This window comes from Streptomyces sp. NPDC029466, assembly GCF_055574515.1.
The window spans coordinates 17,539-28,188 of sequence record NZ_JBVHZH010000070.1 but is presented as its reverse complement, the minus strand read 5'-3'; the positions used below and the strand labels follow the sequence as shown (position 1 = coordinate 28,188).

Sequence of the window (10,650 nt, the reverse complement as noted above, 5' to 3'; positions counted from 1 at the left end):
CCACCCGCTACGACAAGACCGCCGAGTCCTACCAAGCCGCCGTCACCCTCGCATCGCTTCTGATGTGGGCGTGACATTTGAAGACAACTCCTAGGGCCTGATCCAAACGACAGGCCCTAGGTCGCGTGTTTCTTGCGGCCCTTCATGGAGACCCAGAGGCGGTCGCCGATGCCGACGACGAGGACCGCGCCGGCCAGCTGCAGCAGATGCCGGATCCAGTCGATGCCACCGGTCTCGTTGACCCCCAGGCCGGTGGCCGCCCAGTTGCCGAGCACGCTGCCCAGCATGCCGAAGATCACGGTCAGCCAGAGCGGGATCTGCTGCTTGCCCGGGATGATGGCCTTCGCGATCAGGCCCAGCACCAGGCCCACGATGATGGCCCACAACCACGTCATGTCGACTCCTCTTGCGGCGCGGTGCAGATGACAGTCGCTCCGTCAGTGTCGCCCCGCATCGACTACGGCGCACGCCGGAGCCGGTGCTACGCACGGTGGCCCGGCCGACCCGGGCGAAGCGTGGCACGACCCGGTCTCGAAGGCGGCGCAGTCGCGGCGTACCGTGGAAACCGACCGGATACCGGGGAGAATCCGGCATGACTGACCAGGTGGTGGAGCGTGATGCGGAAGCAGAGCAGCAGCCAGACCTTCCGGATCACGGGGGCCCGGCAGGGGTTGTCCGAGGACGTCCGCGGGCGGCAGCGCCGGTATGTGATCTCGATGGCGGTGCGGACGGTGGCCGTGGTGCTGACCGTCGTGCTGTGGAACATCGAGCGGCCGGTGGCCATCGCGACGTTGGTACTGGGCCTGACGCTCCCCTATATCGCGGTCGTGATCGCCAACGCGGGCCGGGAGAACGCCCCTTCGCTCCCGAAGACGTTCGTCGCGGGTCCGACCAGGACGATGCTGCCGCCGGGTGCCTCCGACACCCCCGCGGAGTCCGTTCCGGAGCGTCCGGCGGCGGACGCTTCCGGACCGCGACATGACCCCAGCTGATCATCTCGCGGTCTGCAAAGCTCAAGAAAAGCTCAGATCAATCATGGAGTTCCGGTGCACTCGGCACCATCCCCCGTGACATACTGCGTACGCGCTCCGCATCCCCCGTCGGAGCGACAGACCGACGCCGGGCGGCTCCCCCCGTGGCTGCCCGGCGTCGTCATGTTCGCAGGGCCTGCGGGCGGGATCGCCGGGCCGGGGGCGTGGGCCCAGGACGTAGGGTTGAGGCCGTGAACTCCCCGAATCCCCAGGACTCCGCCGACAGCGCCGTCATCTGCTCCGCGAAGGGCTGCCGCGCCCCCGCCGTATGGGTGCTGGCCTGGAACAACCCGAAGCTGCACACTCCGGACCGGCGCAAGACCTGGCTGGCGTGCGAGGAGCACCGGGAGCATCTGTCGCAGTTCCTGGGGGTGCGCGGCTTTCTCAAGGATGTCGTGACGCTCGCGGAGTGGGAGGGCTCGGCCGCCGGTCGCTGAGGCCGGGCCGGCTCAGCCGCCGATCGCGGACATCGGGCGCTCCGGCTGGAGGAACGACGGGTCGTCGAGACCGGAGCCCGCCTTCTTGCCCCACATCGCGGTCTGCCATATCCGCGCGATCTCTTCGTCGGGGGCGTCGGAGCGCAGGGCGGTGCGCAGGTCCGTCTCCTCGGTGGCGAACAGGCACGTACGGACCTGGCCGTCGGCGGTCAGCCGCGTACGGTCGCAGGCCCGGCAGAACGGGCGGGTGACCGAGGCGATCACTCCGACGCGGTGCGGGCCGCCGTCGACGATCCAGCGCTCGGCGGGCGCGGAGCCACGCTCCTCCTGGCCCTCGGGGGTGAGCGTGAAGCGCGTACGCAGCGAGGTGAGGATGTCGCCCGCGGTGATCATGCCGTCGCGCTTCCAGCCGTGCTGGGCGTCCAGCGGCATCTGCTCGATGAAGCGGAGCTCGTAGTCATGGGCGATCGCCCAGGCCAGCAGGTCGGGGGCCTCGTCGTCATTGAGGCCCGGCATCAGGACGGTGTTGACCTTGACCGGTGTCAGACCGGCGTCCCGCGCAGCCTCCAGACCGCGGAGGACATCGTCGTGACGCTTGCGGCGGGTCATGGCCTGGAAGACCTCCGGCCGGAGGGTGTCGAGGGAGACATTGACGCGGTCCAGGCCGGCGTCGCGGAGGGCGGCGGCGGTGCGCTGGAGGCCGATGCCGTTGGTGGTCAGGGACATCTGGGGGCGCGGGTCGAGGGCGGCGACGCGCTCGACGATGCCGGTCAGACCGGGGCGGAGCAGCGGCTCACCGCCGGTGAAGCGGACCTCGTCGATGCCCAGGTCGCGCACCGCGATGGTGATCAGCCGGACGATCTCGTCGTCGGTGAGCAGATCGGGCTTGGCCAGCCACTGAAGGCCCTCCTCCGGCATGCAGTACGTGCACCGCAGATTGCACCGGTCGGTGAGCGAAACGCGCAGGTCGGTGGCCACGCGGCCGTACGTGTCGATGAGCACTGGGCCCCCTCCCCAAGAGTGACGGCTCGGTACCTGTCCTTCGGTGGATCAGTACGTCTTCGAGCCTACGCGATGGGTGTGACAGCGAGCAGGGATGAGAAGCACGAGGCGGGCGGGGGGGGGGGGGGGGGGGGCCGCCCCCCCCCCCCCCCCCCCCCCCCCCCCCCCCCCCCGGCCCGGCCCTGTGCGGAAGCCTCAGCCGGACCGCGTCAGTGCGCGCCGGTCCCGGTCAGCGAGCGGACCTCCAGCTCGGCGTACTTCCGGGCGTCCGGCTCCTCCTTCGACAGCAGCGATCCCAGCCAGCCGAGCAGGAAGCCCAGCGGGATGGAGATCAGCCCCGGGTTCTCCAGCGGGAAGAAGCCGAAGTCCGCGCCGGGGAACATCGAGGTCTCCTTGCCGGAGACGACCGGGGAGAAGAGCACCAGGAAGACGGAGGAGGCGAGTCCTCCGTAGATGGACCACAGCGCGCCCCGGGTGGTGAAGCGCTTCCAGAACAGGCTGTAGAGGAGGGTCGGGAGGTTGGCGGAGGCGGCGACCGCGAAGGCGAGCGCCACCAGGCCGGCGACGTTCAGCCCGCGGGCGAAGACCCCCAGCACGATGGCGACCGCGCCGATGCCGACGGTCGCCCAGCGCGCCGCGCCGACCTCCTCCTTCTCGGTGGCCTTGCCCTTGCGGAGGACGTTGACGTACAGGTCGTGCGCGAAGGACGAGGACGAGGCGAGGGTGAGGCCGGCGACCACCGCGAGGATGGTGGCGAAGGCGACGGCTGAGATGACGGCGAGCAGGATGGCGCCGCCGGTGGAGCCGGCGCCGCCGCCGATCGCCTCGGCGAGGAGCGGGGCCGCGGTGTTGCCCGGCTTCTCGATGTCCGCGGGCTTGATCAGGGCCGCGGCGCCGAAGCCCAGCGCGATGGTCATCAGGTAGAAGACGCCGATGATGCCGATCGCCCAGTTGACGGACTTCCGGGCGGCCTTGGCCGTGGGGACCGTGTAGAAGCGGATGAGGATGTGCGGCAGGCCCGCGGTGCCCAGGACGAGGGCGAGGCCCAGCGAGATGAAGTCGATCTTCGAGGTGGCGCTGACGCCGTACTTGAGGCCGGGCTCCAGGAAGGCGGCGCCCTTGCCGCTGTTCTCGGCGGCGGCGCCGAGCAGGTCGGAGAGGTTGAAGTGGAACTTGAGCGCCACCAGGAAGGTGATCAGCAGGGTGCCGGCGATCAGCAGCACGGCCTTGACCATCTGGACCCAGGTGGTGCCCTTCATGCCGCCGATGGTGACGTAGAGGATCATCACGATGCCGACGAGGACGACGACGAGGATCTTGCCCGCCTCGCTGGTGATGCCCAGGAGCAGGGTGACCAGGGCGCCCGCGCCGGCCATCTGGGCGAGCAGATAGAAGATCGAGACGATGATGGTGGAGGTGCCGGCGGCCGTTCGGACCGGGCGCTGGCGCATCCGGTAGGCGAGGACGTCGCCCATGGTGAACCGGCCGGAGTTGCGCAGGGGTTCGGCGACCAGGAGCAGCGCGACGAGCCAGGCGACGAGGAAGCCGATGGAGTAGAGGAAGCCGTCGTAGCCGTAGAGGGCGATGACGCCGGCGATGCCGAGGAAGGACGCGGCGGACATGTAGTCGCCGGAGATGGCCAGTCCGTTCTGGAATCCGCTGAACTGCCGGCCGCCGGCGTAGAAGTCCTCCGCGCCCTTGGTCTGCCGTCCCGCCCAGACCGTGATGCCGAGGGTGGCGGCGACGAAGACCGCGAAGAGGGTGATGATCAGGGCGCGGTGCTCGCCTGCGCCGCCGGCCGCGAGCTGGAGCGCGAGCGGCTGCTGGGTGAGGTTCATGCGTCGCCCTCCTTGTGGAGGGTGACGCCCTCCAGGCGGGACTTGATGGCCTCGGCCTTCGGGTCGAGCTTGGCTGCGGCGTGCCGGGAGTACCACCAGGCGATGAGGAAGGTCGTCACGAACTGGGCGATGCCGAGGACGAAGGCGACGTTGAGGTGGCCGGCGACCTTGGTGGCCATGAAGCCGCCGGCGTAGCTCGACAGCAGCACGTAGGCGAGGTACCAGAGCACGAAGGCGACGGTGAGCGGGAAGGCGAACGAGCGGTGTGCGCGGCGGAGTTCATCGAATTCCGCGCTCGACTGCACCTGGAGGTAGTCGGGCGGCTCATGCGTCCCCGGGTCGAGGGTCGGTGCGGCGCTCACGGGGTCTCCTGACGCGAGAGGGCGGGTTCCCAGGGACCGGTCCGGGAGCTGCGCAGGAGCACCCCGCCCGGTCATAAGGCTCATATAAGTGAACTGGATCACGCATCGTAGAGGCGTGGCTCACGATCCGACAGGGGGGTCGGTGGTTGAATCCCAGAAGAAACCGGTGAATGCCCGCGCCGACCGCCACCCCGCACGGGGCGCTTCGTTGAGCCCGGTGTGAATCCGCCGCCCCAGCAGGCCCCGCAGCCATCCGCTCCCCGTCGGCGCCCGTACGGCAGTGTCCGGCTGCCGGCGCCGCTCACCGTCCCCCCGCCGGAACCCCGGCCGGGGACCGCCGCGGCCGCCCGCCGCTGGTACGGTCCGCGGATCGCCCTGCCCCCGCTGAGCATCACGGCGCTGCGGCAGCACGGCTGACGTACTGTCAATTCCGGTCTCCTGGCAGGTTTTCGCCCTGCTTTTTTCCCATTTCCATTGCTGACAGCAAGTGATCGCCGATAACTTCACGCTCATTGCACCCGCCCGTGCGCAAATCCGCGCCCGGGCGGTCTCACGGATGATGTGGAGTATCCATGGCACATCCCCGCTCAAGACGCATGCGGGCGCTGGCCGTACCGCTCGGACTGGCTCTGACGGCGTCGCTCGGTTTCCTGCCGAACGCGGCCACCGCCGCGCCCCAGGACTCCGCCCCGGCCGCAGCGGCCCCGGCCGACGGCCCGCTGCTCTCGTACGTCGTGAACACCGCGCCCGGCCACACCACGGTCGGCAAGGTCAAGAAGGCGATAGCCCAGGCCGGCGGGAAGGTGATCGTCGCCCATGAGCAGATAGGCGTGATCGTCGTCCACTCGCCCGACCCGCAGTTCGCCGCCACCGTGCGGACGGTGCCGGGCGTGCAGTCGGCGGGCGCGACCCGTACCGCGCCGCTCAAGGCACAGGGCACCACCGACGTCGGCAAGCCGCAGAAGGTCGACCTGCCGAAGTCCCAGCTCAAGGCGGCCGGCCAGGCGGCGAAGGCCCATGGCGAGGAGCCGCTGGAACCGCTTCAGTGGGACCTGCCCGCCATCAAGGCCGACAAGGCCGCGAAGGTGAACCCGGGCAGCAAGAACGTCACCGTGGCCGTCATCGACACCGGTGTGGACGACACCCACCCCGATCTGAAGGCCAACTTCTCCGCGAAGCAGTCCGCCAACTGCGTGGGCGGGGTGGCCGACACCTCCAAGGGTGCCTGGCGCCCCTGGAACCCGGACGAGGACTACCACGGCACCCATGTCGCGGGCTCGATCGCCGCGGCCCGTAACGGCGTCGGTGTCTCGGGGGTCGCCCCGGGCGTGAAGATCTCCGCCCTCAAGGTCAGTGAGCCGGAGACGAGCCTCTTCTACGCCGAGAGCGTCGTCTGCGCCTTCGTCTTCGCGGCCGACCACGGCGTCGAGGTCACGAACAACAGCTATTACGTCGACCCGTGGATGTTCAACTGCAAGAACGACGCCGACCAGGCCGCCATCATCGACGCGGTCGGCCGTGCGGCGAGCTACGCCCAGCGCAAGGGCGCGATCAATGTCGCGGCGGCGGGCAACTCCGCCATGGATCTGGGGGCCGCCCAGCTCACCGATACCTCCAGCCCGAACGACACCACCCCCGTCGAGCGCAAGGTCACCCCGAAGACCTGCTGGGACGTGCCCACGCAGCTGCCGGGCACGGTGACGGTCGCGGCGACCGGCGTGCAGAAGCTCAAGTCGTACTACTCGAACTACGGCCTCAACCAGATCGATGTGGCCGCGCCGGGCGGTGACTCGAAGCAGGTGCCCGAGCTGCCCGCCAAGAACGGCAACATCCTCTCCACCATGCCCGGCGGCGACTGGGCCTACCTGGCCGGTACCTCCATGGCCAGCCCGCATGTCTCGGGTGTCGCGGCGCTGCTCAAGAGCGCCCACCCGAAGGCGAGCCCGCAGGAGATCCAGTGGCTCCTCAAGAAGCAGGCGGACAACCCCGGCTGCCCCACGGGTGAGACGACCTGCACCGGGACCAAGCATGTCAACAGCCACTTCGGCTACGGCATCGTCGATGCGCTGGACGCGGTGAAGAAGTAACTCATGTGCCGGTAACGGCGGTTGAGGAGAGGGCCGGGTGATCATCACCCGGCCCTCTTTCCGCCTTCCGGGAGCGGTCCGGTGGGGCCGGTCAGGCCGGTTCGCGGCCGAGGAAGGCCGCCAGCCGGTCGGTGGTGCCCGCGCCGGGCGGAGCGGGGCGCTCCGGGGCGAACGAGCTGCCCTCGGTGCGCGGCGCCGCGCCGTAGATCCGGCGGGCCGCGGCCAGGGTCTCCTCGGCGGCCTCCGGCGCCAGTCCGGTCGGCGCGCCGGTCGCCCGTGCCAAGTCCCAGCCGTGTGCGAGCAGTTCGACCACGACCTGCTGGACGATCATCGCGCCGGGTGCCTGATAGGGGCCGTAGGTGCGGTGCAGCATCCCGCTGCCGGTGAAGGCGGTGCGGGCGGCGCGTACCGAGGCCGCGAAGGCGGTGCGGTGGTCGTCGCCGAGGTGGTCGGCGGTGTGGTCGGCGCGCGGGCTGGGCGGGTCGGCGGTGCCGGTCTGGGTGGGGAGCCAGGCGGCGACCAGTTCGGCGAGGACGGGCTCGGCGGCCGGGGAGTCCGGGGCGATACCGGCCGCGACGGCCGCCTCACCGCGTATCCGCATCAACTCGGCGACGCGGAGGGCTGCTTGCTCATCCGCGGCCGGGTCCGGAGGCCGGGGGGAGCGGGTGTCTCTCGGGGCGGGCGGCTCGCTCGTGGCGTCCGGCTCCCCTGCCTGCGAGTCCCCCGGAGCGTCCGGCTCCCCCGCCGCCCCTGCCTCCCCCGCCGTACGCGCGCTGTACTCGGCCAGCCGGCGCAATGCCGTCCGTAGTTCCGGTTCGCGGACCAGGGCGGCCAGTTCGAGCCAGGCGCCGATCTGCTCGGGGGTGGGGTCGTCGGGCAGGTCGGGGGTGGCGGCCAGCAGGCCGCTGCGGTAGGCGGGAGCGTCCACCCCGTCGAGGGCGTCCTCGACGAAGTCCGTGATGATCAGGCGGCGTTCCCGGGCCGACAGACGGGCCAGTTCGGTCATGTACGGCAGCTCCTCTGCTGCGCTGCCCCGCGCGGCCACCGAGCGCAGCACCGCGGACCGGAGCCGCAGATGGGGGTCCCCCCTGCTCCTTAAGAGCTTGGGGGAGGATCTGCGCGTCCAGCGCGTCCGCCCACTGCGCCGCCGTCTCGGCGACCGTGCGCTCGCGGCGCAGTACGGACCGGATGGCCGCCAGCCCGATGCCCAGCTCGCGCAGGCTGCGCACGATCTCCAGGCGGGCCGGGGCGTCCGGGCCGTAGAGCCGGTAGCCCGCGGGGGTGCGGGCGGCGGGCGGCAGCAGGTCCTGGTCCGACCAATTGCGGATGGTCTTGACCGGAACACCGGTCAGCCGTGCCAGTTCGCCGATGGTGAGCAGACCCGTGCCGTCCTCGTTCATGCCGTCCACTGTCGGGTCTCCCCCGGAGGGAGACTCAAGCCGAGGGCTTACGGGGGGCGCACCGGCCCGCCGGAAGGCCCTCGGCGGCTTACGGTGCGCCCGCCGCCCGCAGCTCCCGCGCCTGCCGTGCGGTGGGCCGCGGAGCCGTGGTGGCGGACCGCAGCACCCCGTCGGCCAGCGCCCACTGGGCCGCGGCATAGGTGAGCATGATCCAGAACTGCGGGGCCGGGAGCTGCGGCCAGTGCGCGATACCGCTGGCGATCAAGGTGTCGGAGAGCAGGAACAGCAGCCCTCCGGCCGCCGCCCACGGGCCCGCCCGGAGCGCGCCGAACGCCATCGCGGTGAGCAGCAGGCTGTACCCGGCGACCGGGATCCGCAGCTCCGCCGGGAGGTCCGGCCACAGGAGCACCACCGTGCCGGCCAGCAGCACGGCGTACGCGGCACCGGCCGCCACGGCCGGTCCCCGTCGGCCGCCCGCGGGAGCCGCCCCGTACCGGGCGAACAGCAGCAGATAGCAGATATGTCCCGCGGCGAACGAGCCCATCCCCACCAGGAAGGCGATATCCCCGCCGATCTGGAGGAAGGTGTCGCCGCCACAGCCGAAGAGGAGCGCACCGGCGAGCAGCGGGGGGCCGCCGCGCGCCAGCGCATAGCCGGCGAGCACCGGCATCAGCACGGGCTTGGTGAGCTGTACGACGGGCAGGACGCCCGCCAGCAGTGCCCCGAGGTGCACGACGCTCAGCAGGGCGAACGCCCACAGCAGCGGTGATACGGCCCGCGGCCACCGTGCCGTCACGCGGCCGGCTCCTCGACGGAGGCGGGCGCCCGGTTCCCGGCCGGGCCGTCCTTCGGGGCCTTCGACGCGACGGCCCGCTCGGCCGGCTGCCAGCCCGGGCCGCGGAACACCCGGCCGGCGCGCTCGCGCCAGCTGTCCGCGGACCGTATGTCGCGCGCGATGGCGGCGTACTCATGGGTGGCCACCCGCAGCGGGTTGAAGGTCTCGATGTTCTTGGTGAGCCCGTAGACCGGCCGCTCGGTCTCCGCGACGAACGAGCCGAACATCCGGTCCCAGATGATCAGGATCCCGCCGAAGTTGCGGTCGAGGTAGCCGCCCTGTGAGGCGTGGTGGACGCGGTGGTGCGACGGGGTGTTGAGCACGAACTCGAAGGGCCGGGGCAGCTTGTCGATCCGCTCGGTGTGCACCCAGAACTGGTAGACGAGGTTGACCCCGGAGGTGAAGGCGATCACGGCCGGGTGGACGCCGAGGGCGACCATCGGGACGTAGAACGGCCACACGGTCCAGGTCGTCCAGGGCTGCCGCAGCGCGGTGGTGAGGTTGAACTTCTTGCTGGAGTGGTGCACCACGTGGCAGGCCCACAGGACGCGGATGACGTGGTGGCCGCGGTGCGACCAGTAGTAGAAGAAGTCCTGTGCGAGCAGCATCAGGAGCAGCGTCCACCACAGCACGGGCACCCGCAGCGGGGTGAGTTCGTAGATCGCGGCGTAGATCGCCACGATCGGTATCTTCCACAGCGCGTCGAACACGAGGCTCCCGAGCCCCATGCCGACGCTGGTGGCGGCGTCCTTCGCCTCGTAGCCCTCCGCGTCCTCGTCAGGATGCAGGCGATAGCTCACCATCTCCACCACGGTGAGCAGGACGAAGGCCGGTACGGACCACAACACGACATCGGGCAGGTGCGGCATGTTCCGCACCATAAAGGCGTTGACGGGCGTGCCGCTAGGGGTTGTTACTGAGAAGTATGTAAGACGGGCCGTCAGCTGGGGACACTTCAGGGGCTGATCATGTGGGTCGACTGGCCGCTGACGGTGGCGATGACCTCGAAGTCGTGATCGCAATGCACCAACGTCAGCCCCAGGAGCTCGGCCGTCGCGGCGACGACGAGATCCACCGGACCGGCGCTGCGGTGCCCGCCGCGCTCAGTGAGCAGCCGCTGGACCTCCCGGGCCCTCCGGTGGGCCCCGTCAGGGACGGGGCACCACACGTAGTAGCCGGACAGTGCGGCCATCAGAGCGTCGCGGTCGGCGAGCGACCGAGCACTGAAGCCCAGCTCCAGTTCGGTCAGGTCACACAGGCCCACCACTCCGGACTGGAGCTGCTCGCTCCAGCCGTAGCGGTCAGCCCCTTTGACCAGGAAGCGCGCGGCAGCCGAAGTGTCGGCGAGGAACCTGGCCGCGATCACTGTCCCGGCCTGGGGCGGTAGTTGCGCTTGTCCATGAGCAGGTCGAGGTCGATGGCGCCGTCTTGCGCGAGGCGGCGCGACTCCGCGAGAGCCTGAGCCCGCCGTATACGAGCAGCGGCTTCGATCAGCGCCGTGTTGACCGTGTCCTTCTTGGTGCTGGTGCCGAATGCCTCTTGGGCCGCGGCAAGGGCCTCGTCGTCGATGTCGATGAGCATCTTGGTCATGACCACTCCCTCACGTATATACGCAAAGGTATCACATATATACGCCCGTCGCCGGGAGGGCGCAGAGC

13 protein-coding genes and 1 pseudogene are annotated in these 10,650 nt (G+C 70.5%); 4 read left to right on the top strand and 10 right to left on the bottom strand.

The window, feature by feature from the left end; genetic code table 11:
- Window positions 1-116 precede the first annotated feature (116 nt).
- On the bottom strand, window positions 117-395 hold the full coding sequence (locus ACZ4XD_RS34815; RefSeq protein ID WP_468049039.1) for a GlsB/YeaQ/YmgE family stress response membrane protein: 279 nt from the start codon (window positions 393-395) through the stop codon (window positions 117-119).
- Window positions 396-617: 222 nt separating this feature from the next.
- Here ACZ4XD_RS34815 and ACZ4XD_RS34810 point away from each other — a divergent pair, with 222 nt between their 5' ends.
- Both ACZ4XD_RS34810 and ACZ4XD_RS34805 read left to right on the top strand, forming a co-directional pair.
- Entirely contained in the window at window positions 618-992 is a 375-nt protein-coding gene (locus ACZ4XD_RS34810; RefSeq protein WP_468049036.1) for a DUF3099 domain-containing protein, read from the top strand.
- A 230-nt stretch (window positions 993-1,222) separates the two neighbouring features.
- Entirely contained in the window at window positions 1,223-1,468 is a 246-nt protein-coding gene (locus tag ACZ4XD_RS34805; protein WP_468049035.1) for a hypothetical protein, read from the top strand.
- A gap of 12 nt (window positions 1,469-1,480) precedes the next feature.
- Here the strand turns inward: ACZ4XD_RS34805 and moaA are convergent, their stop codons facing one another.
- The 3 genes from moaA to ACZ4XD_RS34790 all read right to left on the bottom strand — a co-directional run bounded on the left by moaA (window position 1,481) and on the right by ACZ4XD_RS34790 (window position 4,670).
- Window positions 1,481-2,470 carry a GTP 3',8-cyclase MoaA gene (moaA, locus tag ACZ4XD_RS34800; RefSeq protein ID WP_468049031.1) on the bottom strand — a complete coding sequence of 330 codons (990 nt, stop codon included), beginning with the start codon at window positions 2,468-2,470 and terminating at the stop codon, window positions 1,481-1,483.
- 209 nt (window positions 2,471-2,679) lie between these two features.
- The gene (locus tag ACZ4XD_RS34795; RefSeq protein ID WP_468049027.1) at window positions 2,680-4,308 is read right to left on the bottom strand and encodes a solute symporter family protein; all 1,629 of its coding nucleotides are present in this window, start codon (window positions 4,306-4,308) and stop codon (window positions 2,680-2,682) included.
- Complete coding sequence (locus tag ACZ4XD_RS34790; protein WP_386690034.1) at window positions 4,305-4,670, bottom strand: DUF485 domain-containing protein; 366 nt, start codon at window positions 4,668-4,670, stop codon at window positions 4,305-4,307. Before ACZ4XD_RS34790 ends, ACZ4XD_RS34795 begins: the two co-directional genes overlap by 4 nt.
- Window positions 4,671-4,889: 219 nt before the next feature.
- On the opposite strand from ACZ4XD_RS34790, the gene ACZ4XD_RS34785 reads away from it, so the two are divergent.
- Complete coding sequence (locus ACZ4XD_RS34785; RefSeq protein ID WP_468049025.1) at window positions 4,890-5,087, top strand: hypothetical protein; 198 nt, start codon at window positions 4,890-4,892, stop codon at window positions 5,085-5,087.
- Window positions 5,088-5,242: 155 nt separating this feature from the next.
- Window positions 5,243-6,757 carry a S8 family serine peptidase gene (locus ACZ4XD_RS34780; RefSeq protein ID WP_468049023.1) on the top strand — a complete coding sequence of 505 codons (1,515 nt, stop codon included), beginning with the start codon at window positions 5,243-5,245 and terminating at the stop codon, window positions 6,755-6,757.
- A gap of 91 nt (window positions 6,758-6,848) precedes the next feature.
- On the opposite strand, the gene ACZ4XD_RS34775 is transcribed toward ACZ4XD_RS34780, so the two are convergent.
- From ACZ4XD_RS34775 to ACZ4XD_RS34750, 6 genes and pseudogenes are all read right to left on the bottom strand, one after another.
- On the bottom strand, window positions 6,849-7,763 hold the full coding sequence (locus ACZ4XD_RS34775; protein ID WP_468049021.1) for a DinB family protein: 915 nt from the start codon (window positions 7,761-7,763) through the stop codon (window positions 6,849-6,851).
- Between the two features lie 223 nt (window positions 7,764-7,986).
- Window positions 7,987-8,157 (bottom strand): annotated as a pseudogene (locus ACZ4XD_RS34770) (MerR family DNA-binding transcriptional regulator); the annotation flags it as partial.
- An 88-nt stretch (window positions 8,158-8,245) separates the two neighbouring features.
- Complete coding sequence (locus ACZ4XD_RS34765; RefSeq protein WP_468049019.1) at window positions 8,246-8,953, bottom strand: lysoplasmalogenase; 708 nt, start codon at window positions 8,951-8,953, stop codon at window positions 8,246-8,248.
- The gene (locus ACZ4XD_RS34760; protein WP_468049017.1) at window positions 8,950-9,861 is read right to left on the bottom strand and encodes a sterol desaturase family protein; all 912 of its coding nucleotides are present in this window, start codon (window positions 9,859-9,861) and stop codon (window positions 8,950-8,952) included. Before ACZ4XD_RS34760 ends, ACZ4XD_RS34765 begins: the two co-directional genes overlap by 4 nt.
- 86 nt (window positions 9,862-9,947) lie before the next feature.
- Complete coding sequence (locus ACZ4XD_RS34755) at window positions 9,948-10,358, bottom strand: PIN domain-containing protein (protein ID WP_468049014.1); 411 nt, start codon at window positions 10,356-10,358, stop codon at window positions 9,948-9,950.
- Window positions 10,355-10,582, bottom strand: a complete 228-nt coding sequence (locus ACZ4XD_RS34750) for a type II toxin-antitoxin system VapB family antitoxin (RefSeq protein WP_018091787.1) — start codon at window positions 10,580-10,582, stop codon at window positions 10,355-10,357. Before ACZ4XD_RS34750 ends, ACZ4XD_RS34755 begins: the two co-directional genes overlap by 4 nt.
- Between the last annotated feature and the right edge of the window lie 68 nt (window positions 10,583-10,650).

Excerpts from the sequence above, each read along its gene's own strand:
- ACZ4XD_RS34815 (WP_468049039.1), bottom strand. The coding sequence starts at position 395 with ATGACGTGGTTGTGGGCCATCATCGTGGGCCTGGTGCTGGGCCTGATC.
- ACZ4XD_RS34810 (WP_468049036.1), top strand. The coding sequence starts at position 618 with ATGCGGAAGCAGAGCAGCAGCCAGACCTTCCGGATCACGGGGGCCCGG.
- ACZ4XD_RS34795 (WP_468049027.1), bottom strand. The coding sequence starts at position 4,308 with ATGAACCTCACCCAGCAGCCGCTCGCGCTCCAGCTCGCGGCCGGCGGC.
- ACZ4XD_RS34780 (WP_468049023.1), top strand. The coding sequence starts at position 5,243 with ATGGCACATCCCCGCTCAAGACGCATGCGGGCGCTGGCCGTACCGCTC.
- ACZ4XD_RS34775 (WP_468049021.1), bottom strand. The coding sequence starts at position 7,763 with ATGACCGAACTGGCCCGTCTGTCGGCCCGGGAACGCCGCCTGATCATC.
- ACZ4XD_RS34760 (WP_468049017.1), bottom strand. The coding sequence starts at position 9,861 with ATGCCGCACCTGCCCGATGTCGTGTTGTGGTCCGTACCGGCCTTCGTC.
- ACZ4XD_RS34750 (WP_018091787.1), bottom strand. The coding sequence starts at position 10,582 with ATGACCAAGATGCTCATCGACATCGACGACGAGGCCCTTGCCGCGGCC.